We start from the raw sequence: 23,772 nt of genomic DNA, 5'->3' as shown, positions 1-23,772 counted from the left end.
CCTTACAGCTTCATCAGGCTGGCGTCGTCGACCGAGGCCGAGTGGCGGGAACGGAACACCGACACGATGATCGCGAGCCCGACCACGACCTCCGCTGCGGCGACGACCATCGTGAAGAACGCGATGATCTGGCCGTCGAGGTTGCCGTGCATCCGGGAGAAGGTGACGAGCGCGAGGTTGCAGGCGTTCAGCATCAACTCGATGCACATGAAGACCACGATGGCGTTGCGCCGGATCAGCACACCGGTGGCGCCGATCGTGAACAGCAGGGCGGCGAGGTAGAGGTAGTTCACAGGGTTCACTTCGACGCCTCCTCGGGCCGCTTGAAGGCCGTCGGCTCGATCTCGGTACGCTCCAGGCGTTCCGCGGCGCGCTGCTCCAGGGCCTTGAGGTCGTTGAGCGCCTCGGCCGATACGTCGCGGATCTGCCCGCGCTCGCGCAGCGTCTTGCTGACGGTGAGCTCGGACGGGGTGCCGTCGGGCAGCAGCCCGGCGATGTCCACGGCGTTGTGCCGGGCGTACACGCCGGGCGCCGGCAGCGGCGGCACGTGCCGTCCCTCGCGCACGCGCTGCTCGGCCAGCTCGCGCTGGGTCCTGGCCCGCTCGGTGCGCTCCCGGTGGGTGAGCACCATGGCGCCGACCGTGGCCGTGATCAGCAGCGCGCCGGTGAGTTCGAAGGCGAAGACGTAACGAGTGAAGAGGAGGGAGGCCAGGCCCTCCACGTTACCGCCCGCGTTGGCGTGGCCGGTGCCGTTGAACTCCTTCAGGGAGGCGTTGGAGATGCCCGCGATCAGCAGGATGCCGAAGCCGAGCCCACACAACAGGGCCAGCCAGCGCTGGCCCTTGATGGTCTCCTTCAGGGAGTCCGCGGCGGTCACGCCGACAAGCATCACCACGAACAGGAACAGCATCATGATCGCGCCGGTGTAGACGACGATCTGCACGATGCCCAGGAAGTAGGCGCCGTTGGTGAGGTAGAACACCGCCAGGACGATCATGGTGGCCGCCAGGCACAGCGCGCTGTGCACGGCCCTCTTCATGAAGACGGTGCACAGGGCGCCGATCACCGCGACGGTGCCGAGTACCCAGAACTGGAAGGCCTCTCCGGTGGAGGTGGAGTAGGCGGCGAGCTGCGCGCTCATGCGTCAGCCCCCTGCTCCTCTGGCTTCTCGCCCTTGGAGACGGCGACCTGACGCACCGTGCCCGGCGCGGCCTCCGTCACCAGGCCCCGGTAGTAGTCCTGCTCGTCCGTGCCCGGGTAGATGGCGTGCGGTGTGTCGACCATGCCCTCTTCGAGACCGGCGAGCAGCTGCTCCTTGGTGTAGATGAGGTTGGCGCGGCTGGAGTCGGCAAGTTCGAACTCGTTGGTCATCGTCAGCGCGCGCGTGGGGCACGCCTCGATGCACAGGCCGCACAGGATGCAGCGGGCGTAGTTGATCTGGTACACGCGCCCGTACCGCTCGCCCGGCGAGTAGCGCTCCTCGTCGGTGTTGTCGGCGCCCTCAACATAGATGGCGTCGGCGGGGCAGGCCCAGGCGCACAGCTCGCAGCCGACGCACTTCTCCAGGCCGTCCGGATGGCGGTTGAGCTGGTGCCGTCCGTGGAAGCGCGGAGCCGTGGTCTTCTGCTGCTCCGGGTACTGCTCGGTCAGCCGCTTCTTGAACATGGCCTTGAAGGTCACGCCGAAGCCGGCCACGGGGTTCAGGAAACCGGGTTTGGTCTCCTTGGGCTCCTCAGCCATCGGACGCCTCCTTTCCATCCAGAGGTCCGTCACTGGCAGTGTCCGACCCGCCACTGACAATCAACTCCCGCTCGCGGCGCGAGCGGCGCCGCGGCACCGGCGGCAGCTCCTGCCCCGGCAGCGGCGGTACGGGGAATCCACCGGCCATCGCGTCGAAGGCGGCCGGCCCGGCCTCGGGCTTCTCCTCGGTCTTCGTGCGCTCGCGGAACATGTCGACGACGAACGACAGGACCAGCACCGTCAGCACGGCACCGGCGACGTAGAGGGCGATGTCGGCGAAGCCGTAGTTCTCGTTGCGCAGGACCCTGACGGTCGCGACGAGCATCAGCCAGACCACGGAGACCGGGATGAGGACCTTCCAGCCGAGCTTCATCAGCTGGTCGTAGCGGACCCGCGGGAGCGTGCCGCGCAGCCAGATGAAGCCGAACAACAGCAGCTGGACCTTGATCACGAACCAGAGCAGCGGCCACCAGCCGTGGTTGGCGCCCTCCCAGAAGGTGCTGATCGGCCAGGGGGCCCGCCAGCCGCCGAGGAAGAGCGTGGTCGCCACCGCGGAGACCGTCACCATGTTCACGTACTCGGCGAGCATGAACATCGCGAACTTGATCGACGAGTACTCGGTGTTGAAGCCGCCGACCAGGTCGCCCTCGGACTCCGGCATGTCGAACGGCGCGCGGTTGGTCTCCCCCACCATCGTGACGATGTAGAGGAGGAAGGAGACCGGCAGCAGCAGGATGTACCAGCGGTCGTGCTGCTGCTCGACGATCGTCGACGTGGACATCGAGCCCGAGTACAGGAAGACCGAGGCGAACGCGGCGCCCATGGCGATCTCGTAGGAGATCATCTGCGCGCAGGACCGCAGGCCCCCCAGGAGCGGGTAGGTCGATCCGGAGCTCCAGCCCGCCAGCACGATGCCGTAGATGCCGACGGAGGCGACCGCGAGGATGTAGAGCATCGCGATCGGCAGGTCGGTCAGCTGCATCGCGGTGCGGTGACCGAAGATCGAGACCTCGTTGTTCGCCGGTCCGAAGGGGATCACGGCGATCGCCATGAAGGCCGGGATGGCCGCGACGATCGGCGCGAGGACGTAGACCACCTTGTCCGCGCGCTTGACGACGACGTCTTCCTTGAGCATCAGCTTGATGCCGTCGGCGAGCGACTGGAGCATGCCCCAGGGCCCGTGCCGGTTGGGGCCGATGCGCAGCTGCATCCAGGCGACGACCTTGCGCTCCCAGACGATGGAGAACAGCACCGTCACCATCAGGAAGGCGAAGCAGAACACCGCCTTGACGACGACCAGCCACCAGGGATCGGTGCCGAACATCGACAGGTTCTCAGCGGCGAGGTACGGGCTCATGCCTCCACCTCCTTGGGGGCCTCGGTCGAGGACGTCGCCGGGCCGATGCGGACGAGGGAGCCGGGCAGCGCCCCCGTGTCGGAGGCGACGCCCCCGCCGACGGAGTTCAGCGGGAGCCACACCACCCGGTCGGGCATCTCGGTGATCTCCAGCGGGAGTTCGACCGTTCCGGCGGGACCGGTCACGGCCAGCACGGCGGAGTCCGCGACGCCCGCCTCGGCGGCCGTGGCGGCCGACACGCGTGCGCGTGCGGCGTGCCGGGTGCCGGCGAGCGCGTCGTCGCCCTCCTGGAGGAGACCCTGGTCGAGCAGCAGCCGGTGCCCCGCGAGCAGGGCCTCCCCGGCGGCCGGGCGCGGTGCCGTGTCCGCGCTGTGTGCCGGGTCCGCGGCGCGCGGTCCGGTCCAGGCGCCCAGCCGGTCCAGCTCCGCGCGCACGGTCCGCAGGTCCGGCAGACCCAGGTGGACGTCCATGGCGTCGGCCAGCATCTGCAGCACGCGCGCGTCGGTGGGCGACAGGGTGCGGGTCATCTGCTCCGGCTTGAGCGCGGCCTCGAAGAGGCGGACCCTGCCCTCCCAGTTGAGGAAGGTGCCGGCCTTCTCGGCGACGGCGGCTACGGGCAGGACCACGTCCGCGTGTTCGGTGACCTCGCTGGGCCGCAGTTCGAGCGACACCACGAAACCCGCCTCGGACAGGGCCGCACGCGCGCGTGCCGGATCGGGCAGGTCGGCGACCTCCACTCCGGCGACGAGCAGGGCCTGCAGCCGGCCCGAGGCCGCGGCCTCGATCATCTGCCCGGTGTCGCGGCCGTAGCGGTGCGGGAGGTCGGCGACGCCCCAGAGCGCGGCGACCTCCTCCCGCGCGCGCGGGTCGGTGGCCGGGCGCCCGCCCGGCAGCAGCGACGGCAGCGCGCCGGCCTCGACCGCGCCGCGCTCGCCGGCCCGGCGCGGGATCCACACCAGCCGTGCGCCGGTCGCGGCGGAGGCCCGTACAGCGGCGGTCAGGCCGCCGGCGACCGACGCGAGCCGCTCGCCCACGACGATGACCGAGCCCTCGGCCCGCAGGGCCTCGGCGGCCCGGGTGCCGTCGTCCTGGAGTCCGACGCCGCCCGCCAGCGCGTCCAGCCACTCGTGCTCGGTGCCGGGCGCGGCGGGCAGCAGGGTCCCGCCCGCCTTCTCCAGGCCCCGCGTGGCGTGCGTGGCCAGCGCGAACACCTTCTGCCCGTGCTTGCGCCAGGCCTTGCGCAGCCGGAGGAAGACGCCGGGCGCCTCCTCCTCGGACTCGAACCCGACGAGCAGCACGGCGGGCGCCTTCTCCAGCGCGGTGTACGTGACACCGGTGCCGTCGAGGTCGCGGCCGCGTCCGGCGATCCGGGCGGCGAGGAAGTCTGCCTCCTCACCGCTGTGCACGCGCGCGCGGAAGTCGATGTCGTTGGTGTCCAGCGCCACGCGCGCGAACTTGCTGTAGGCGTAGGCGTCCTCGACGGTGAGCCGGCCGCCGGTGAGGACACCGGTCCGCCCGCGCGAGGCGAGCAGGCCCTGGGCGGCGATCTCCAGCGCCTCCGTCCAGGACGCCGGCACCAGCTCGCCCTCGGGGTTGCGCACCAGGGGCGTGGTGAGCCGGTCCTTCTGCTGTGCGTACCGGAACGCGAAGCGCCCCTTGTCGCACATCCACTCCTCGTTGACCTCGGGGTCGTTGGCGGCGAGCCGCCGCATGACCTTGCCGCGCCGGTGGTCGGTGCGGGTGGCGCAGCCGCCCGAGCAGTGCTCGCACACCGACGGCGAGGAGACCAGGTCGAAAGGACGGGAGCGGAAGCGGTACGCCGCCGAGGTGAGCGCCCCCACCGGGCAGATCTGGATGGTGTTGCCGGAGAAGTACGACTCGAAGGGGTCGCCCTCACCGGTGCCGACCTGCTGGAGCGCGCCCCGCTCGATCAGCTCGATCATCGGGTCGCCGGCGACCTGGTTGGAGAACCGGGTGCAGCGGGCGCACAGCACGCACCGCTCCCGGTCGAGCAGCACCTGCGTGGAGATCGGCACGGGCTTCTCGTAGGTCCGCTTCTTCCCTTCGAAGCGGGACTCGGCGTTGCCGTGCGACATGGCCTGGTTCTGCAGCGGGCACTCGCCGCCCTTGTCGCAGACCGGGCAGTCCAGCGGGTGGTTGATGAGCAGCAGCTCCATCACGCCGTGCTGGGCCTTCTCGGCGACGGGCGAGGTGAGCTGGGTCCTGACGACCATGCCGTCCGTGCAGGTGATCGTGCAGGAGGCCATCGGCTTGCGCTGGCCCTCGACCTCGACGATGCACTGGCGGCAGGCGCCGACCGGGTCGAGCAGGGGGTGGTCGCAGAACCGGGGGATCTCGATGCCGAGCTGTTCGGCGGCCCGGATGACCAGGGTGCCCTTGGGCACGCTGATCTCGGCCCCGTCGATCGTCAGCGTCACGAGATCTTCCGGCGGGACCGCCGCCTCTCCCCCGCCCGCGGGAGCGTTGGTGGTCACGGTCATGGGTTCACCTCCGTGCGATCGGCCCAGGCCGTGGACTTGGCCGGGTCGAAGGGGCAGCCCCGGCCCGTGATGTGCTGCTCGTACTCCTCGCGGAAGAACTTCAGGGAGGAGAAGATCGGGGAGGCGGCGCCGTCACCGAGGGCGCAGAAGGACTTGCCGTTGATGTTGTCGGCGATGTCGTTCAGCTTGTCGAGGTCGGACATCGCGCCCTTGCCGGCCTCGATGTCCCGCAGCAACTGCACCAGCCAGTACGTTCCTTCGCGGCACGGTGTGCACTTGCCGCAGGACTCGTGGGCGTAGAACTCGGTCCACCGGGTCACGGCCCGCACCACGCAGGTGGTCTCGTCGAAACACTGGAGGGCCTTGGTGCCGAGCATCGAGCCCGCGGCGCCCACTCCCTCGTAGTCGAGCGGGACGTCGAGGTGCTCGTCGGTGAACATCGGCGTCGAGGAGCCGCCCGGCGTCCAGAACTTCAGCCGGTGTCCGGGGCGCATTCCGCCGCTCATGTCGAGCAGCTGACGCAGTGTGATGCCGAGCGGGGCCTCGTACTGGCCGGGGCTCGCGACATGGCCGCTGAGGGAGTAGAGCGTGAAGCCCGGGGACTTCTCGCTGCCCATCGACCTGAACCAGTCCTTGCCGTTGTTCAGGATCGCGGGAACCGACGCGATGGACTCGACGTTGTTCACCACAGTGGGGCACGCGTAGAGGCCCGCGACGGCAGGGAAGGGAGGACGCAGCCGCGGTTGGCCGCGGCGGCCTTCGAGCGAGTCCAGCAGTGCGGTCTCCTCACCGCAGATGTACGCGCCGGCGCCGGCGTGCACGGTGAGTTCGAGGTCGAGGCCGCTGCCCAGGATGTTCTCGCCGAGATAGCCGGCCGCGTAGGCCTCGCGCACGGCCTCGTGCAACCGCCGCAGTACGGGGACGACTTCGCCCCGCAGATAGATGAAGGCATGCGACGACCTGATGGCGTAGCACGCGATGACGATGCCCTCGATGAGGCTGTGCGGGTTCGCGAAGAGGAGCGGGATGTCCTTGCAGGTCCCGGGTTCCGATTCGTCGGCGTTGACAACAAGATAGTGCGGTTTGCCATCGCCCTGGGGAATGAACTGCCACTTCATTCCGGTCGGGAATCCGGCGCCGCCGCGGCCGCGCAGACCGGAGTCCTTGACGTACGCGATCACGTCGTCCGGCGACATGGCGAGCGCCTTGCGCAGTCCTTCGTACCCCTCGTGCCTTCGGTACACGTCCATCGTCCAGGACCTGTCCTCGTCCCAGAAGGCGGACAGCACGGGTACGAGCAGCTTCTCCGGGCTGCTCTCGTCGATCTCCGGTGCCAAGGTCATCCCTCCCCCTCCTCTCCGACGTCTCCGACAGGTCCCGCCGGGTGGGACGGGTCGGATGCCGATGTGTCCTCGGGCGCGTCGTGCGAGCTCAGGTGCTCGGTCGGCGACGGCTGGTGCACGGCGTCCTGCGGGTCGGCGTCCTGCGGTCCGCCGTCGCGCGGGTGGACCACGCGCGCGGGTGCGGCCTCTCCCTTGGCCAGGCGAAGGCCCACCAGCGAGGCGGGTCCCGCGCTGCCGCCGGACTCCGTCGCCCCTTCGCGCTCGTCGGGGAAGCCGGCCAGGATCCGGGCGGTCTCCTTGAACGTGCACAGGGGCGCGCCGCGCGTGGGTGTCACCGGCCGTCCCGCGCGCAGGTCGTCGACCAGGCGCTTGATGCTCGCCGGGGTCTGGTTGTCGAAGAACTCCCAGTTGACCATCACGACCGGCGCGTAGTCGCAGGCCGCGTTGCACTCGATGTGCTCCAGGGTGACCTTGCCGTCGTCGGTGGTCTCGCCGTTGCCGACGCCGAGGTGCTCCTGGAGGGCCTCGAAGATGGCGTCGCCGCCCATCACGGCGCACAGGGTGTTGGTGCAGACGCCCACCTGGTAGTCGCCGGACGGCTTGCGCCGGTACATGGTGTAGAAGGTGGCGACCGCGGTGACCTCGGCCGTGGTCAGGCCGAGCACGTCCGCGCAGAACCGCATCCCGGTGCGCGTGACGTGCCCCTCCTCCGACTGGACCAGGTGCAGCAGCGGCAGGAGGGCGGACCGGGAGTCCGGGTAGCGGGCGATGATCTCGCGCGCGTCCCGTTCGAGCCGGGTACGGACGTCGTCCGGGTAGTCGGGCGCGGGCAGTTCGGGCATGCCCAGGCTGACGCCCTGCTCCGAAGAACTGGTGGTCACCGGTCGACGCCTCCCATCACGGGATCGATGGACGCGACGGCGACGATGACGTCGGCGACCTGGCCGCCCTCGCACATCGCCGCCATCGCCTGAAGGTTGGTGAAGGACGGGTCCCGGAAGTGGACCCGGTAGGGGCGGGTGCCTCCGTCGGAGACGACGTGCACCCCGAGTTCGCCCTTGGGCGACTCGACCGCCGCGTACGCCTGTCCCGGCGGGACGCGGAAGCCCTCGGTGACCAGCTTGAAGTGGTGGATCAGGGCCTCCATGGAGGTGCCCATGATCTTCTTGATGTGGTCCAGGGAGTTGCCGAGTCCGTCCGGTCCCAGGGCGAGCTGGGCCGGCCAGGCGATCTTCTTGTCGGCGACCATGACCGGGCCCGGCTCCAGCCGGTCCAGGCACTGCTCGACGATCCTGAGCGACTGGCGCATCTCCTCCAGGCGGATCAGGAAGCGGCCGTAGGAGTCGCAGGTGTCGGCGGTCGGGATGTCGAAGTCGTACGTCTCGTAGCCGCAGTAGGGCTGGGTCTTGCGCAGGTCGTGCGGCAGGCCGGTGGAGCGCAGGATCGGGCCGGTGGCGCCGAGGGCCATGCAGCCGGCCAGGTCGAGGTAGCCGACGTCCTGCATACGGGCCTTGAAGATGGGGTTCCCGGTGGCGAGCTTGTCGTACTCCGGGAGGTTCTTCGTCATCTTCTTCACGAACTCGCGGATCTGGTCCACCGCGCCGGGCGGCAGGTCCTGGGCGAGTCCGCCGGGCCGGATGTACGCGTGGTTCATCCGCAGGCCGGTGATGAGCTCGTAGAGGTCGAGAATCATTTCACGATCACGGAATCCGTAGATCATGATCGTGGTGGCGCCGAGTTCCATGCCGCCGGTGGCGATGCACACCAGGTGGGAGGAGAGCCGGTTCAGCTCCATCAGGAGCACCCGGATGATCTTGGCGCGTTCGGTGATCTGGTCCTCGATGCCGAGGAGTTTCTCGACGGCGAGGCAGTAGGCGGTCTCGTTGAAGAAGGACGTCAGGTAGTCCATGCGCGTGACGAAGGTGGTGCCCTGCGTCCACGTGCGGAACTCGATGTTCTTCTCGATGCCGGTGTGCAGATAGCCGATGCCGCAGCGGGCCTCGGTGACCGTCTCGCCGTCGATCTCCAGGATCAGCCGGAGCACGCCGTGGGTCGAGGGGTGCTGGGGACCCATGTTGACGACGATGCGCTCGTCGTCCGCGCGGGCCGCGGACCGGGCGACCTCGTCCCAGTCGCCACCGGTGACCGTGTAGACCGTGCCCTCGGTCGTCTCGCGCGCGGAGGACGACGACGGGGTGTGCGTGCTCATGAGTACGACCTCCGCTGGTCCGGAGCCGGGATCTGGGCGCCCTTGTACTCGACGGGGATGCCGCCGAGGGGGTAGTCCTTGCGCTGCGGATGGCCCTGCCAGTCGTCCGGCATCATGATCCGCGTCAGGGCCGGGTGGCCGTCGAAGACGATTCCGAAGAAGTCGTAGGTCTCGCGCTCGTGCCAGTCGTTGGTCGGGTAGACGGGGACCAGCGACGGGATGTGCGGGTCGGCGTCGGGGGCGCTGACCTCCAGCCGGACCAGCCGGTTGTGGGTGATCGAGCGCAGGTGGTACACGGCGTGCAGCTCGCGGCCCTTGTCCTGCGGGTAGTGGACGCCGCTGACGCCGGTGCACAGCTCGAAGCGCAGGGCGGGGTCGTCGCGCAGGGTGCGGGCGACGCGCACCAGGTGCTCGCGCTCGATGTGGAAGGTCAGTTCGCCGCGGTCGACGATCGTCTTCTCGATCGCGTTCTCCGGGAGGAGTCCCTGTTCCTCCAGCGCGCCCTCGAGTTCGTCGGCGATCTCGTCGAAGGCTCCGCCGGGGCCGCCGTAGGGGCGGCTCGCCGGACCCGGGAGCCGGACCGAGCGGACCAGCCCGCCGTAGCCGGAGGTGTCGCCGCCGTTGTCGGCGCCGAACATGCCGCGCTGGACGCGGATCTCCTCACCGCCCTGGCCCCGCCGGCCGGGAAGGTTACCGGCGGACAGGTCCTTCTCCGGGTTCACCCCGTTCGCGGACCCGTTGACGTCCTTGCCGTGTCCGTCGCTCATCGCAGCAGCCCCTTCATCTCGATCGTGGGCAGGGCCTTGAGCGCGGCCTCCTCCGCCTCGCGGGCGGCCTCCTCGGCGTTCACGCCGAGCTTGGAGGACTGGATCTTCTGGTGCAGCTTGAGGATCGCGTCGATCAGCATCTCGGGCCGCGGCGGACAGCCCGGCAGGTAGATGTCGACCGGAACGATGTGGTCGACGCCCTGGACGATCGCGTAGTTGTTGAACATGCCGCCCGAGGAGGCGCACACGCCCATCGAGATCACCCACTTGGGGTTGGGCATCTGGTCGTAGACCTGCCTGAGGACCGGCGCCATCTTCTGGCTGACCCGGCCGGCCACGATCATCAGGTCCGCCTGGCGGGGCGAACCCCGGAAGACCTCCATGCCGAAGCGCGCCAGGTCGTAGCGCCCGGCGCCGGTGGTCATCATCTCGATCGCGCAGCAGGCGAGGCCGAAAGTGGCCGGGAAGACGGACGCCTTGCGCACCCAGCCCGCGGCCTGCTCGACGGTGGTCAGCAGGAAGCCGCTCGGCAGCTTTTCTTCGAGTCCCATGTCGTTAAAGGCCCCTCAGTCCCATTCCAGGCCGCCGCGCCGCCATACGTACGCGTACGCGACGAAGACCGTGAGCACGAAGAGCAGCATCTCCACGAGCCCGAATACACCCAGGGCGTCGAAGCTGACGGCCCATGGGTAGAGGAAGACGATCTCGATGTCGAAGACGATGAAGAGCATCGCCGTCAGGTAGTACTTGATGGGGAAGCGCCCGCCGCCGGCCGGCGTGGGGGTCGGCTCGATTCCGCACTCGTAGGCCTCGAGTTTGGCGCGGTTGTACCGCTTCGGTCCGATCAGCGTGGCCATGACCACGGAGAAGATCGCAAAGCCTGCCCCGAGGGCTCCCAGTACGAGGATGGGCGCATACGCGTTCACCGCTCCTCGCTCCTCTCAGTCGGCACTGACTGCTGGCGGTCAGTGGGCCGCTGCTGCCCCACGTGGCCCCCGTTTCCCGGCTCGTCCAGCCAAGATCGAGAACATGTGAAGCAGGTCACAAGCCCAACTGCCTCGCATCTTATGCCCGACGCTCTGTGATCTGCGACACGGGGTATTGCATGAGCTTTGTGATCTCCACCACCTGACGAACGATCATCAAGTCGGATGAGCGGTGATCTTCGCACGCGAAGCACCTGTGTGATCACTACTGGTCACATTTTACCTCGTATTTGCAGGTCGGAGGGGGTGTTCACTATCAGATGCCCAGCGCCCGACGCAAAGTGGCGAACTGTGTCAAGCCTTTGATATGGGCCTGCTTTTCACACATCAGAGGGACGGCGACGCGAGATGTGGACACGTTCACCCGTTCACAAGCGGGCGGCGTGAATCAGGAGGCCGCTCGGGCGCAGTTTCACCAATGGGACTCAAGTGACAAATGGGACCGGTGAGTCAGTCTGGGCGCGAACCCCGCCGGACGGTGATCACTCCGTGACCTCCGTCACGTTCATGAGAGGAGTCTGAGAGCGGGGCTTGGCCAACGATCCACACGGATGGTAGGTCGAGAGCAATTCGGGCGTAACGGCGAAAGACCATGATCAAAGGCATGATCACGTCCGCCCGCAATGTCCGTTACGGCGTCAATAAGGAACCTCGGACATGGGATTTGGCGGCCTCATTGAGCAAATGTGGCGCAGCACACGTTTCTTGAAGATATGAAGGAGCCCCTGGTACCGGTTGTTCCCATGTCCCACACCGCTCACATACGCAGCCACCGGAAGCCCCGCCGTAGCGCGTCGAGAGTCACGATGCGGGCCGGAGTTGCCGGCGGCGTCCTCGGCACCCTGGCAGTGGCCGGCACGTCCGCCTCGTCGGCGAACGCCGCCGAGCCGGTGACCCAGACCCTCGAACTGCCCACCCTGACCTCCGACCTGGCCGCTCAGGTGGCCCAGTCGGCGGACGCGACGGAACAGGCGGCCGCCAACTACCGCCTGAGCGCCGAGCGCGACGCGGCCGCCGCAAACGCCGCGAAGCAGGCCAAGGCGGACCTTGCCGACGCCAAGAAGAAGGCGGAGGCCCGCAAGAAGGCCGAGGCCGCCCGCAAGAAGGCCGCCGAGGCCGCCCGCCAGGCCGCCGCCGACCGTGCCTCCCGCACGACCGAGCGGCCGACTCTCAGCGCCACGGCGAGCGTCGGCTCCACCTCCGCGAGCGTGTCCACGGCGACCGGTTCGGCCGCGGCGGTGGTCTCGTTCGTCAAGGCCCAGGTCGGCAAGGCCTACGTCTCCGGCGCCACCGGCCCGTCCGCCTTCGACTGCTCCGGCCTGGTGCAGACGGCCTTCAAGCAGGTCGGCATCAGCCTGCCGCGGGTCTCCCAGGACCAGTCGACCGCCGGCACCCAGGTGTCGCTGTCCAACCTCCAGCCGGGCGACATCCTCTACTGGGGCGGCGCGGGCAGCGCGTACCACGTGGGTGTCTACGTCGGTAACGGTATGTTCGTCGGTGCGCAGAACCCGTCCACGGGCGTCGTCGAGCGTCCGCTGTCCTACGACCCGCCGTCCGGCGCGGTCCGGGTGCTCTGAGGACGCCCGCGCGCAGCCGTATGGACTGAAGGGCCGCAGCCGCTCGGGGGCAGCGGCCCTTCCGGCTTTCCCGTTTCGCCCGCTTCAACCCCCTGTGACATGGCTGGGGCCGGCTCGTGACCGAGCCGGCCCCGCTGTCGTCCCTCGTCCGCTCAGGCCTTCGGAGCCACCTTGCTCAGGCCGTTGATGATGCGGTCCATCGCGTCGCCGCCCGTCGGGTCGGTGAGGTTGGCCAGGAGCTTGAGGGTGAACTTCATCAGCACCGGGTGGGTCAGCCCGCGCTGGGCGGCGATCTGCATGACCTTCGGGTTGCCGATGAGCTTCACGAAGGCGCGGCCCAGCGTGTAGTAGCCGCCGTAGGTGTCCTTCAGGACGCGCGGGTAGCGCCGCAGGGCGAGTTCGCGCTGCGCCGGGGTGGCCCGGGAGTGAGCCTGGACGATGACGTCGGCGGCGAGCTGACCGGACTCCATCGCATAGGCGATGCCCTCGCCGTTGAAGGGGTTGACCAGGCCGCCCGCGTCGCCGACGAGCAGCAGGCCCCGCGTGTAGTGGGGCTGCCGGTTGAAGGCCATGGGCAGGGCCGCGCCGCGGATCGGGCCGGTCATGTTGTCCGGGGTGTAGCCCCAGTCCTCGGGCATCGACGCGCACCAGGCCTTGAGCACCTCGCGCCAGTCCAGCTCCTTGAAGGACTCGGAGGTGTTGAGCACGCCCAGGCCGACGTTGGAGGTGCCGTCGCCCATGCCGAAGATCCAGCCGTAGCCGGGCAGCAGCCGGTCCTGGGGGCCGCGCCGGTCCCACAGCTCCAGCCAGGACTCCAGGTAGTCGTCGTCGTGGCGCGGGCTGGTGAAGTAGGTGCGCACCGCGACGCCCATCGGGCGGTCCTCACGGCGGTGCAGGCCCATCGCCAGGGACAGCCGGGTGGAGTTGCCGTCGGCGGCGACGACGAGCGGCGCGTGGAAGGTGACCTCGCGCTTCTCCTCGCCCAGCTTGGCCCTGACCCCGGTGATGCGGCCGGTGCGGTCGTCCACGAGGGGCGCGGACACGTTGCAGCGCTCGAACAGCCGGGCACCCGCCTTCTGCGCCTGCCGGGCGAGCTGCTCGTCGAAGTCGTCGCGCTTGCGCACGAGTCCGTAGTCGGGGAAGGAGGCGAGGTCGGGCCAGTCGAGCTGGAGGCGGACGCCTCCGCCGACGATCCGCAGGCCCTTGTTGCGCAGCCAGCCGGCCTCCTCGGAGATGTCGATGCCCATCGCGACGAGCTGTTTGACGGCGCGTGGGGTGAGGCCGTCGCCGCAGACCTTCTCCCGCGGGAACTCGGTCTTCTCCAGCAGGAGTACGTCGAGTCCGGCCCGGGCGAGGTGATACGCGGTGGTGGACCCGGCCGGCCCCGCGCCCACGACGATCACATCTGCGGTGTTCTCGGAGAGGGGCTCAGTCACGGTCACAGCGGGATCTCCCCAAGGTTCGGAATTCTGCGTGCCGACCGGCACTGGACATGGGCAGTCTATGCAGCAGAATTGATCACCCGGCTGAAGGGCTGCCCCGTGAACCGAGCTCTCCCCGTCGTACGCCTGCGCGTCCCCACCGATGAGGACGCCGTCGCCTGGCACCAGATCTTCGCCGACCCGGACGTCATGGAGTTCCACGGCGGCAGACCGGCGGAGCTGTCCGTCTACGAGGAACTCACCGCCCGTCAGCGGCGGCACGACGCCGAGCGCGGCTTCTGCCTGTGGACGATGCTCGACGAGACCGGCCGGGTCATCGGCTTCACCGGCGCCCAGCCGTGGGAGCGGGACTGGGGCCCCACGGGCGAGATCGAGATCGGCTGGCGGCTCTCGCGCGAGCACTGGGGCCGCGGATACGTCACGGCGGCCGCCCAAATGACCCTGGAGCGGCTGCGGGGGGCCGGCCTGACGAGCGTGGTGGCGATGGTCGACGCGCGCAACAAGCGGTCCATCGCGGTCACCGAGCGCCTCGGCATGCGTCTGGCGCAGACCTTCGTGACGCCGGTGTCGGAGCGGCAGGGGCACTGCTATCGGCTGGAGCTCTGATCGCTACCGACTACAGTTCGTAATCGACTGTCACAGAAAGATACTTGACGCTTCCGGGTGACACCCCTGGCCGGTTACCCTGCCAGTACCGCTGGGGGTGACGTCTGTGTACATGACACCCAAGACACCCGAAGTGCGCGTGCCGCGCCTGGTCGGACTGATGGCCGTGGACGCACGCGAGACCGCCCGGGCCCAGGGCCTGTTCCTCAACGCGCCGGACCGCCCGGACTTCCATCTCACGTTCGTCGACCACGTCGTCCGCCAGTACCCGCAGCCCGGCGCCGAGGTGCCGCGGGACTCCATGGTGTACGTGTGGTTCGACTTCGGCGCGGGCGAGGGAGGCGGAGGCGTCCGCGAGCCGCGCGTCCCGCGGCCGCCCACGGGCGGCCTTCAGCGCGAACTCGACGAACCAGGTGATCCGTACGCGGCCAGCCCCGTGTGACGGTCCCAGCAGTCGTCGGTCCTTGGCCCCCGGTCGCGGCCGTCAGTCCTTGAACCCCGGTCCCGGAGTCAGTCCTTGAACCCCCGGTGCAGGGACACGATCCCGCCGCTGAGGTTGCGCCAGGCCACCTTCGACCAGCCCGCCGTGCGCAGCAGCCCGGCCAGCCCGGGCTGGTCGGGCCAGGCCCGGATGGACTCGGCGAGGTACACGTACGCGTCCGGGTTGGAGGACACCGCGCGCGCCACGGGCGGCAGGGCCCGCATCAGGTACTCGGTGTAGACCGTGCGGAACGGCGCCCAGGTGGGGTGGGAGAACTCGCAGATGACCACCCGGCCGCCGGGCCGGGTCACCCGGTACATCTCCCGCAGGGCCGTCTCGGTGTCCTGCACGTTGCGCAGCCCGAAGGAGATGGTGACGGCGTCGAAGGTGTCGTCCTTGAACGGCAGCCGCGTCGCGTCGCCCGCGGTGAACGGCAGCCAGGCGTGCCGCCGCTTGCCGACCCGCAGCATCCCGAGCGAGAAGTCGCAGGGGACGACGTAGGCGCCGGCGCGGGTGAAGGGCAGCGAGGAGGTGGCCGTCCCGGCGGCGAGATCGAGGATCTTCTGCGCCGGACGGGCGTCGACCGCCCTGGCGACCTCCTTCCGCCACCGCCGGTCCTGCCCCAGGGACAGCACGTCGTTGGTCAGGTCGTACCGTTCCGCCACGTCGTCGAACATCGAGGCGACGTCGTGCGGCTGCTTCTCCAGGGATGCGCGGGTCACCGGCCCATTGTGGCAGGCGGGGGTGGCGCTTGGCGGAAGTGCCCCGGCGGCACGGCTTTCAATGGCAGGCTCGGAAGGCGGTTCCCGGTCCGGAGACAGGCTCTCTCCGGACCGGGACCTCGCTGTGCTGGGATCCATGGACGGACATCACGAGAGCTGGTGCATGCGCAATGAGGAGTTTCCTGACGCCGGTGGCCGGGCTCGCCTGCCTGGTCGCCCTGGCCGCCACGGGCTGCTCCCCGATGTCCGACGGCACCTCCGACGCGGCCCACAAGGCGGGCCGCCCCAGCACCTCGTACGCCCCTTACGTGAGCGCCACTACGGCTTCGGGCACCGACTCGGCGGGCTCGCCCGCGACGTACAACCTCGCCTTCGTCATCTCCGGCGGCAGCGGCTGCGCTCCGGAGTGGGACGGCATGATGGGGCTGGACGACCCCGAGGTGACGTCCCGGATCGGGAAACTGAGGAAGTCGGGCGTCACGGTGCGCGTCTCCTTCGGCGGGGCCCACGGCAAGGAGTTGGCGACGACCTGTGAGAACGCGTCCGCGCTGGCGGACGCGTACGGGAAGGCTCTGGACGCGGCGGGTTCGACCCGGGCCGACTTCGACGTCGAGGGCCGTACGCTGACCGACTCCGCCTCCGTCGACCTGCGTTCCCGGGCGATCGCCCTGCTGCAGAAGCGGCGGCCCGGTCTGGAGGTGTCCTTCACGCTGCCCGTCATGCCGTCCGGGCTGGGCGCCCACGGCCTGGCCCTGCTGGAGTCCGCGAACGAGCACGACGTCCAGGTCTCGACCGTCAACCTCATGACGATGAACTACGCCGAGTCCTACACCGGCGACATGGGTGCCTACGCCCTCGCCGCCGCGAAGGCCACCCACACCCAGTTGAAGAAGGTCTTCGGCCTCTCGGACGCCGGCGCCTGGGAGGGCATGGCGCTCACCCCGATGATCGGCGCCAACGACATCGCCGGCGAGACGTTCACCCTCGCGGACGCGGCCCGGGTGCGCTCCTTCGCGGAGGAGAAGCGGATCGCCTGGGTCTCGATGTGGTCCACCTTCCGCGACCGCCAGTGCGAGAAGGACGTCCCGTCCCGGGACGACGCGGCGACGGACTGCAGCGGGGTGAAGCAGAAGCCGGGGGCGTTCGCCCGGGTGTTGGGTGGGTGAGGGGGGCTGGGGGCCTGGGGGGCTGAGGTCCCGAGTACCCGGGGATCCCGGAGATTTCAGCGTCTGCGGTGCACGAGGCGGCCCGCGCACACCGTGGCGAGGCAGGCGCCGGAGTCGTCGAAGACGGCGAGGTCGGCCCGGCCGCCCTCCACCACCGCCGCGGGCCGGGGCCCGGCAAGGACGGCGACGTCGTTCCGGGCGGCCGCCTCCCGCAGTCCGGGCGCGTCGGCGTGCCCGGCGAGCACGGCCGTCGCGCCGAGCTTGAGGACCTCGTGGACCCGCTCGCGCGGACTCGGCGCGTCGGGCAGCGGCCCCTCGTGCACGCGCCCCGGCCCGAGCACGCCCGGCCAGCGCCGCACACGCGCGTGCGGGAACCGCCGCTCCAGCTCGGCGAGCGTCCCCACGGCCGCGACCCGGGCACCCTCGACGGCGACGGCACCGCCCTCGACCGGTTCCGAGTCCCGGCCGGCGCGGACCGCGTCCGCCGCGTGAATCGTCAGCACCCTTACCCCGTACGTCAGTTGGAGGTGAGCAGCTTCAGCTCGGGGTGGGCCGTCCCGCCCGCGATCGCCGTCGACGAGATGTGGGACATCACGCGGTCGTCGACCGGGTCGTTCGCCGGGTCGTCGTGGACGACGAGGTGCTCGTACGTCGTCGCCCGCTGCGCCGGAACCCGTCCCGCCTTCCGGATGAGCTCGATGATCTCCATCCGGTTGGACCGGTGCTTGGCGCCGGCCGACGACACGACGTTCTCCTCGAGCATGATCGAGCCCAGGTCGTCGGCGCCGTAGTGCAGGGTGAGCTGGCCGACCTCCTTGCCCGTGGTCAGCCAGGAGCCCTGGATGTGCATCACGTTGTCGAGGAAGAGGCGCGCGATCGCGATCATCCGCAGGTACTCGAAGAGAGTGGCCTGCGTACGGCCCTTCAGGTGGTTGTTCTCCGGCTGGTAGGTGTACGGGATGAACGCCCGGAAGCCGCCGGTGCGGTCCTGCACGTCGCGGATCATCCGCAGGTGCTCGATCCGCTCGGCGTTCGTCTCACCGGTGCCCATGAGCATCGTGGAGGTGGACTCCACGCCCAGCCGGTGCGCGGTCTCCATGATCTCCAGCCAGCGCTCCCCGGACTCCTTCAGCGGGGCGATGGCCTTGCGCGGCCGCTCCGGCAGCAGTTCGGCGCCGGCGCCGGCGAAGGAGTCCAGGCCGGCCTCGTGGATGCGCGTGATGGCCTCCTCCACCGAGACGCCCGAGATCCGCGCCATGTGCTCCACCTCGGAGGCGCCCAGCGAGTGGATCACGAGCTGCGGGAAGGCCTTCTTGATGGCGCTGAAGTGCTTCTCGTAGTACTCGACGCCGTAGTCCGGGTGGTGGCCGCCCTGGAACATGATCTGCGTGCCGCCGAGTTCGACGGTCTCGGCGCAGCGCCGCAGGATGTCGTCGAGGTCGCGGGTCCACCCCTTGTCGGTGTCCTTGGGGGCGGCGTAGAAGGCGCAGAACCTGCACGCGGTGACGCACACGTTCGTGTAGTTGATGTTGCGCTCGATGATGTACGTCGCGATGTGCTCGGTGCCCGCGTACTTGCGGCGGCGCACGGCGTCGGCGGCGGCGCCCAGCGCGTGCAGCGGCGCGTGGCGGTAGAGTTCGAGCGCTTCCTCGGGGGTGATCCGTCCGCCCGCGGCGGCACGGTCGAGCACGGACTGAAGGTCGGCCTTCTCGGTCACCGGGCGTCCCTTTCGCAAGGTTCGTAAGGGGTTGTGGACAGACCGAAACAGCCTACGTCAGCCGTTTCGCGGTACCGACCTCAGGCTGCGTACGCGCCGATCAGCACGCCCGCGAACGCCCCCGCGACCAGGAACGGTCCGAACGCGATGGCCGTCTTGCGGCCGGCCCGTCGTACGGCGACGAGCGCGCCGCCGTACAGGGCACCGAACAGGAAACCGGCGAAGGTGCCCAGCAGGACGACGGGCCAGCCGTACCAACCGAGCACGGCGCCCGCCCCGAGGGCCAGTTTCACGTCCCCGAACCCCATACCGGCGGGGTTGGCGAGGAACAGCACGAAGTAGCCGCCGCCGAGCGCGAGAGCGCCGTACAGCGCGGTCGGCCAGTGGCCGGCGTGCCCGGGAACCAGGGCGGCCGGGCCGAGGAGCGCGAGGGCGGCGCCCGCGAGCGGCAGGGTCAGCACGTCGGGCAGCCGCCGCACCCGGAAGTCGACCACCGCGAGCAGCACACCGACGGGCGCGAGCAGCAGCCAGACGACGAGTTCGGGCCGGACACCGGTGGCGACGGCGAGCGCGCCGCAGACGAGGGCGGTGACGAGGGAGATCGGCAGGGTGCGGGGGCCGTAGGGGATGACGGCGGAAGTGAGGGCCCGGTCGCCCGCGGAGGCGGCGGCCGGGCCGTCAGCGGCAGCGGCCGGGCCGTCAGCGGCAGCGGCCGGGCCGTCAGCGGCGGCGGCAGCCGTGGCGCCGGCCGGAGTGGCCGCGGCGCACTGCTCGCACCGCCCGCGTCCGATCCAGCCCCGTACCGAATGCCCGGCCGGGCAGCGGTCCCGCCATGTCTCCCCCGACGGCACGGAGAAGCGGTACGCGGCCCGCGGGAGCGACGCGCCCGCCGCCGCGCCCCACAGCACGGCGGCGGCGACCAGCGGCAGAGCGGCCGACGGCACGGCGGTCATCCCGCCGCGGCGACGGCGGTGCGCCAGGCCGGCAGCAGTTCGTCGAGCAGGGCCTCGGTGCGCGGCGGCAGGCCGCGGGCGCCGCCGCGGCCGACGAGGTCGGCGGCGAGCGCCTGGAGGCGGGCGGTGTCGCCGGTGGCGTGCGTGGCGCGCAGCAGCTCGTTCCACAGGCGCTCGTCGGCCGGGGCGGTGCGCAGCGCGGCGTCCAGCGCCTCGATCGCCTTGTCCGCACGGTCCTTCTCCAGGTGGAAGGAGGACAGCGCGAGCCCGATGTCCGCGACGATGAGGGGCAGTTGGGCATCGACGATCTCGTGGGTGAGCCACCGGTAGCGGCCCTCGGGCCGGTCGGCGAGCAGCGGTCCGCGCACCACCACCAGCGCGTCGGTGAGCAGCCGGCCGCGCACGGCCCGGCTGCCCGCGCCCTTGCCCTGCGTGGCCTCGTGGTACAGCGAGCGCAGCACGTCCAGGTCGGAGACGACGGACTTGGCGAGGATGAGCCGCCCGGTGTCGTCCGTACGGAGCCGGGGCGTGCCGTCGGGATCGGTGCCGAGCCAGGAGCGCAGCCGCTCGACGAGCGCGTCCCGCACGTCGTCGGTGACCCCGCGCGGCCACAGCGCGGAGGACAGCACCCGCGGATGCACGCCCTCCCGGTGCAGGAGCAGCAGCGCCAGCGCCTCGTGCAGCAGCGCGCTGCGCTCGTCGTCCGGGGTGTCGAGACCGATGATCTCGTACGGGCCCACGAGCCGCGCGTACACCGCCGGCCGTCCCTGCTCGCTGATGTCGACGAGGAACGGCGGGGTGGGCGCCGGTCCGTCGGGCCCGTTCTCCGGGTCGGCCTCGACGAACAGCTCGACCACCGCCTGCTGTTCGGCCGACGGCAGCATCTGCGCGTCGAGTTCGAGTCCGAGCAGCGGGGCGAGCAGCCTGCCCTCGCCGGTGATCTCCATCTCCCAGGCGGCGCCAGGCAGTTCGGCGGCCTCGGTGCCGACGAGGTAGCCGATGCCCAACCGGCCCGCACCGGAGGCCAGTTCGGCGAGCCTGCGGGCGTCCTCTGCCGAGGGCTCGGCGGCCAGCAGCACCAGATGAGGCGCCCAACGGGTGTGCTGGGCGGGCCCGGTGCGCCCGGTGAGCACGGAGTCGTGCCCGGCGGCACCCAGCGCGCCGCGCCGCTGCCGCGTCTCGGCCTCCATGGTCTCCAGGAGCGCCTCGATGCCGTCGAGGTGGCGAAGGCGGTTGGGCGCGAGCGGGGTGAGGTCCTGACCGAAGCCGACGAGGGTGACGGTCATACGGTCCGACCAGCCGTTGGTGGCGAGTTCGGCGGCGACGGACGCGAACACGGCGGCCCGGTCGGCGGCGCGGCCGCTCAGCGAGACGATGCCGGGCACGGCCTCCAGGTTGAGCAGCAGACGCGAGTCGTCCATGGTGCCGAGGCTGACGAGCCCGGGGAACGGGGCGGCGGTGTCGGCATCCTCGTACCGCTCGGCGTCGGCACGCCCCAGCATCCAGAACGTCTCGTCCTGCCCGGTCTGCCAGGGCGCGGGCGGCTTACCGGCCGGCTGTGCGAGCTGGAGGTGCAGATCGCCCCCGGTGAGCCAGGCGGCGTAGACGACGGGCAGCGGCCGGGACTCGGCGGCGAGGGCGGCGGCGAGCCCGCGCAACGACCGGTCGAGCCGCCGTACGCCCTCGGGGTCGGCGCCCACCAGCAGCGCGTCCTGCACGTCCAACGCGTCCCCGGTCGGCGTCGGCGGCTCCATGCCGCGCCGTCCGCCGACGGCACCGAGCGCCGACTGCCACAGCGCCTGCCGGCGGCGGTGGCCGAGTGCGCCGAGGAGACCGGCGGCGAGGAGCGGGGCCCCGAGGAGGGCTTCGGGCAGCCCGAAGGAACGCCCGGAGTCGGCGGGGACGACGGCGGTGTCGCCACCATGGTCCTGATGCTGCCGCTGGGCGGGAACGGATGCGTGGGAGCCACCGTCCTGCTGGTGGCTGCCGGTCTGGTGGCCACCGGCCTGCTGCTGTCCGCCGCCCTGGGCGTGGTCGCCGGTCTTGGCGTAGTCGTGGATCTGCTGCCGCACCTGCTCGGAGACGTCCGCCGCACCGTCGGGCATCTCGACCAGTTCGCCGCCGTGCGCGTCCGCGGGCATCTCCATGATCCAGCCGGGCCGGATGAGGCTGGCCTCGGACAGCCGGGAGCCGTCGGGCTGGACCCGGTCCTTGTTGAGCGCGTAGATCTCCTTGTACCGGCGCCCGTCGCCGAGGTGCCGCTGGGAGATCTCCCAGAGCGAGTCGTGGTGGCGTCCCTCGGGCGGCTGGATGCGGTAGTACTTCGTGTCGCCCTGCTTGGCCTCCGCCTGCGCGGCGGCGCTCGCGGCCTGCTCGGCGACGGCGGCCGCGGTGTCGGCGGCCTGCTCCCGCTGCTGCCCGAACAGCCCGCCCGGCGTCTGCTGCGCGACGGCGACGGTCCCCTGCTGGTTCCCCTCCAGACCGTGCCCGAGCTGCGACAGTCCGGGCGTGAAGCTGGCGGCCGCGGCTCCGACGAGCAGCAGCGCGGCGACGAGTTGCCGCGCGAGGAGCTGACTGGGTCCGGCCCCGGGCACCCGCCCCGGCACCCCGACCCCGGACAGCGCGGCCTTCATCTCCACGAGCACACAGGCGGTGAACTGCGCCCAGGCGAGCCAGACCACGACCGACAGGATGTTCAGGAAGGTCTGGACGGTGATCTCCTGCTGGAGCCAGTCCAGACTCGGCACGTCGTGCGGCAGCGGCCACCCGAACTGCATGGCCAGCGCCAGTGGTACGCCGACGAGCAGGACGAGCAGGGCCAGGAAGGCGAGGAACGCCTTCGCGAAGTCCCCGACCGTACGCCGCCGCACCCGCACCGGCTGCGGCGTCCGGTTCCTCGGGGCCGTCGAGCCTCCCGTCGGGCTTCCCGTCGAGCTTGAACTACGGCGTCGCGGCATGGCGGGTGTCCTGATGGTGTGTGAAGTGGGTGCGGTAAATGGGACGTACTGAGCCTACAGAGATCCTATTGACGGGGTCGACACAGCTTCCGCCCGCCAACTTCGAACGCCCCCAAGCCATTCACACCAGCTACGCCGTATCTCTGGGGTTCCCCCACACCCCCCACCGAACGCCCGAACCCCCCTCTCTCACCCCTGATAACTTCGTTGCCCACTGCACACGTCGCCATCCTCCGGGGGAGATCCACAGTGACGCGCCGCCGCGCCCTACCCACAACCGCCGCAACCCTCACCGCCCTCGCAACCCTCACGCTGACCGCGTGCGGCGGGGGCGGGGACGGCAAGTCTGGTGACATCAAGGGCGCGGACACAGCAACGCCGACGGTTTCGGCACCCTCCGCCGCTGACACGCAACGTCCCGACATGAGCCTGCCGAGCGATTTGCAGGTCCAGTTCGACGTCACGCGGCCGTCCGACACACGTCACGCGGCAGCCCTCGACAGCGCGAAGAACTACATCCTGGCCTTGAACCACGGCATCACGGCCCAGGACCCCGACGACCCGGCCTATCAGTTCTACTCGCTCGGCAATGCCACCAAGTACGCCCGGGGCCAGATCCAGGGATGGGTGGAGGACGACTGGACCGCCACGGGAACTGACAGCTACTACGAGGTCAGGACCGATGACGTCGCCTCGTCCCTTGGCGTACTGGTCAGGATGTGCCGGGACCAGAGCAAGTTCTACGGCAAGAACGTCAAGACCCAGAAGATCAGGTACACGAAAGAGAGCCTCGACTCCTACCAGGAATTCCGTCTCCTCATGAAGCCCCCACAGGGCTCCGAGAAGGTCTGGAAGGTTCTGCAGATCGAAGTGCAGGGCCGGGTCAAGGAGTGTCGGCGATGACGCTCCCCGTACGTGCTCTGCGCTGGTCCGCCGTTCTGGCAACCGCAGCCGTACTCGGGTCCGGGAGCAACGCGTACGCTGACGGACCAAGGAGCAACACCACCGTACCGTCGGCCGATCAGCCCAGCGGCAGCAGCGACGGCAAGGGCGGCCTGTCGGCCCGCGTCTCCCATATCCGGATCACTTACGTGAGCGGTGGAAGCGGCGGGGGCAAGCAGGGCAGGCTCGGTACGGTCGACCCCAACTGGAAGCCGCCGGCCTGCCAGGGCCTCGGCGTAGTCGCGTTGCGTCCGGTTTGTGATCATCCGAGGCCGAGGAGTGCGAGGGGCCATCGGGGATCGCGGG

At 70.3% G+C, this 23,772-nt stretch carries 22 protein-coding genes; 5 read left to right on the top strand and 17 right to left on the bottom strand.

Annotated features, from left to right (window positions below):
* Nucleotides 1-2: 2 nt before the first annotated feature.
* Genes nuoK through OIE49_RS20780 form a run of 11 tightly spaced genes read right to left on the bottom strand, consistent with a single transcriptional unit; the run spans nt 3 to nt 10,843 of the window.
* Nucleotides 3-302 carry an NADH-quinone oxidoreductase subunit NuoK gene (nuoK, locus tag OIE49_RS20830; protein WP_100569676.1) on the bottom strand — a complete coding sequence of 100 codons (300 nt, stop codon included), beginning with the start codon at nt 300-302 and terminating at the stop codon, nt 3-5.
* Nucleotides 299-1,141 (bottom strand): NADH-quinone oxidoreductase subunit J, encoded by an 843-nt coding sequence (locus OIE49_RS20825; RefSeq protein ID WP_326803618.1) that lies wholly within the window; start codon nt 1,139-1,141, stop codon nt 299-301. The genes nuoK and OIE49_RS20825 overlap by 4 nt, the downstream gene beginning before the upstream one ends.
* The gene (gene nuoI, locus OIE49_RS20820) at nt 1,138-1,740 is read right to left on the bottom strand and encodes an NADH-quinone oxidoreductase subunit NuoI (protein WP_100569674.1); all 603 of its coding nucleotides are present in this window, start codon (nt 1,738-1,740) and stop codon (nt 1,138-1,140) included. The genes OIE49_RS20825 and nuoI overlap by 4 nt, the downstream gene beginning before the upstream one ends.
* Nucleotides 1,733-3,097: an NADH-quinone oxidoreductase subunit NuoH gene (gene nuoH / locus OIE49_RS20815; RefSeq protein WP_100569673.1), complete on the bottom strand. Its 1,365-nt coding sequence runs from the start codon at nt 3,095-3,097 to the stop codon at nt 1,733-1,735. The genes nuoI and nuoH overlap by 8 nt, the downstream gene beginning before the upstream one ends.
* Entirely contained in the window at nt 3,094-5,598 is a 2,505-nt protein-coding gene (locus tag OIE49_RS20810) for an NADH-quinone oxidoreductase subunit G (protein WP_326803617.1), read from the bottom strand. The genes nuoH and OIE49_RS20810 overlap by 4 nt, the downstream gene beginning before the upstream one ends.
* On the bottom strand, nt 5,595-6,941 hold the full coding sequence (gene nuoF, locus OIE49_RS20805) for an NADH-quinone oxidoreductase subunit NuoF (RefSeq protein WP_326803616.1): 1,347 nt from the start codon (nt 6,939-6,941) through the stop codon (nt 5,595-5,597). The genes OIE49_RS20810 and nuoF overlap by 4 nt, the downstream gene beginning before the upstream one ends.
* Nucleotides 6,938-7,822: an NADH-quinone oxidoreductase subunit NuoE gene (nuoE, locus tag OIE49_RS20800; RefSeq protein WP_326803615.1), complete on the bottom strand. Its 885-nt coding sequence runs from the start codon at nt 7,820-7,822 to the stop codon at nt 6,938-6,940. Before nuoE ends, nuoF begins: the two co-directional genes overlap by 4 nt.
* Nucleotides 7,819-9,150 carry an NADH-quinone oxidoreductase subunit D gene (locus tag OIE49_RS20795; protein WP_100569669.1) on the bottom strand — a complete coding sequence of 444 codons (1,332 nt, stop codon included), beginning with the start codon at nt 9,148-9,150 and terminating at the stop codon, nt 7,819-7,821. Before OIE49_RS20795 ends, nuoE begins: the two co-directional genes overlap by 4 nt.
* The gene (locus OIE49_RS20790) at nt 9,147-9,917 is read right to left on the bottom strand and encodes an NADH-quinone oxidoreductase subunit C (protein WP_326803614.1); all 771 of its coding nucleotides are present in this window, start codon (nt 9,915-9,917) and stop codon (nt 9,147-9,149) included. The genes OIE49_RS20795 and OIE49_RS20790 overlap by 4 nt, the downstream gene beginning before the upstream one ends.
* A complete protein-coding gene (locus tag OIE49_RS20785) occupies nt 9,914-10,468 on the bottom strand; it encodes a NuoB/complex I 20 kDa subunit family protein (protein ID WP_006382209.1) in 555 nt (184 codons plus the stop codon). Before OIE49_RS20785 ends, OIE49_RS20790 begins: the two co-directional genes overlap by 4 nt.
* 15 nt (nt 10,469-10,483) lie before the next feature.
* Nucleotides 10,484-10,843 (bottom strand): NADH-quinone oxidoreductase subunit A, encoded by a 360-nt coding sequence (locus tag OIE49_RS20780; protein WP_100569667.1) that lies wholly within the window; start codon nt 10,841-10,843, stop codon nt 10,484-10,486.
* A gap of 803 nt (nt 10,844-11,646) precedes the next feature.
* Between OIE49_RS20780 and OIE49_RS20775 the strand changes: the two genes are divergently transcribed.
* Nucleotides 11,647-12,480 carry a C40 family peptidase gene (locus tag OIE49_RS20775; RefSeq protein ID WP_326803613.1) on the top strand — a complete coding sequence of 278 codons (834 nt, stop codon included), beginning with the start codon at nt 11,647-11,649 and terminating at the stop codon, nt 12,478-12,480.
* A gap of 152 nt (nt 12,481-12,632) precedes the next feature.
* Here the strand turns inward: OIE49_RS20775 and OIE49_RS20770 are convergent, their stop codons facing one another.
* The gene (locus OIE49_RS20770; RefSeq protein ID WP_100569665.1) at nt 12,633-13,922 is read right to left on the bottom strand and encodes a geranylgeranyl reductase family protein; all 1,290 of its coding nucleotides are present in this window, start codon (nt 13,920-13,922) and stop codon (nt 12,633-12,635) included.
* A gap of 99 nt (nt 13,923-14,021) precedes the next feature.
* Here OIE49_RS20770 and OIE49_RS20765 point away from each other — a divergent pair, with 99 nt between their 5' ends.
* Together OIE49_RS20765 and OIE49_RS20760 are read left to right on the top strand one after the other, a co-directional pair.
* Nucleotides 14,022-14,528 carry a GNAT family N-acetyltransferase gene (locus OIE49_RS20765; protein ID WP_326803612.1) on the top strand — a complete coding sequence of 169 codons (507 nt, stop codon included), beginning with the start codon at nt 14,022-14,024 and terminating at the stop codon, nt 14,526-14,528.
* Nucleotides 14,529-14,640: 112 nt separating this feature from the next.
* Nucleotides 14,641-14,970: a PASTA domain-containing protein gene (locus OIE49_RS20760; RefSeq protein WP_326803611.1), complete on the top strand. Its 330-nt coding sequence runs from the start codon at nt 14,641-14,643 to the stop codon at nt 14,968-14,970.
* A 68-nt stretch (nt 14,971-15,038) separates the two neighbouring features.
* Here OIE49_RS20760 and OIE49_RS20755 read toward each other — a convergent pair whose 3' ends face one another.
* Nucleotides 15,039-15,731: a demethylmenaquinone methyltransferase gene (locus tag OIE49_RS20755; protein ID WP_100569664.1), complete on the bottom strand. Its 693-nt coding sequence runs from the start codon at nt 15,729-15,731 to the stop codon at nt 15,039-15,041.
* Between the two features lie 170 nt (nt 15,732-15,901).
* On the opposite strand from OIE49_RS20755, the gene OIE49_RS20750 reads away from it, so the two are divergent.
* On the top strand, nt 15,902-16,897 hold the full coding sequence (locus OIE49_RS20750) for a chitinase (protein WP_326803610.1): 996 nt from the start codon (nt 15,902-15,904) through the stop codon (nt 16,895-16,897).
* Between the two features lie 56 nt (nt 16,898-16,953).
* Here OIE49_RS20750 and OIE49_RS20745 read toward each other — a convergent pair whose 3' ends face one another.
* The 4 genes from OIE49_RS20745 to OIE49_RS20730 form a co-directional block, all read right to left on the bottom strand.
* Nucleotides 16,954-17,400: an imidazolonepropionase-like domain-containing protein gene (locus tag OIE49_RS20745; RefSeq protein ID WP_326803609.1), complete on the bottom strand. Its 447-nt coding sequence runs from the start codon at nt 17,398-17,400 to the stop codon at nt 16,954-16,956.
* 14 nt (nt 17,401-17,414) lie between these two features.
* On the bottom strand, nt 17,415-18,614 hold the full coding sequence (gene mqnC, locus OIE49_RS20740) for a cyclic dehypoxanthinyl futalosine synthase (protein WP_326803608.1): 1,200 nt from the start codon (nt 18,612-18,614) through the stop codon (nt 17,415-17,417).
* Between the two features lie 80 nt (nt 18,615-18,694).
* Nucleotides 18,695-19,567: a prepilin peptidase gene (locus OIE49_RS20735; protein ID WP_442812261.1), complete on the bottom strand. Its 873-nt coding sequence runs from the start codon at nt 19,565-19,567 to the stop codon at nt 18,695-18,697.
* Nucleotides 19,564-22,524 (bottom strand): BTAD domain-containing putative transcriptional regulator, encoded by a 2,961-nt coding sequence (locus OIE49_RS20730; protein WP_326803606.1) that lies wholly within the window; start codon nt 22,522-22,524, stop codon nt 19,564-19,566. Before OIE49_RS20730 ends, OIE49_RS20735 begins: the two co-directional genes overlap by 4 nt.
* Nucleotides 22,525-22,773: 249 nt before the next feature.
* On the opposite strand from OIE49_RS20730, the gene OIE49_RS20725 reads away from it, so the two are divergent.
* Nucleotides 22,774-23,427 carry a hypothetical protein gene (locus tag OIE49_RS20725; RefSeq protein WP_326803605.1) on the top strand — a complete coding sequence of 218 codons (654 nt, stop codon included), beginning with the start codon at nt 22,774-22,776 and terminating at the stop codon, nt 23,425-23,427.
* Nucleotides 23,428-23,772 lie beyond the last annotated feature (345 nt).

The organism is Streptomyces sp. NBC_01788, from assembly GCF_035917575.1.
Classification (GTDB): domain Bacteria; phylum Actinomycetota; class Actinomycetes; order Streptomycetales; family Streptomycetaceae; genus Streptomyces.
Note: the sequence above shows the minus strand (reverse complement) of the source record. Positions and strands in the feature narration are given on the sequence as shown.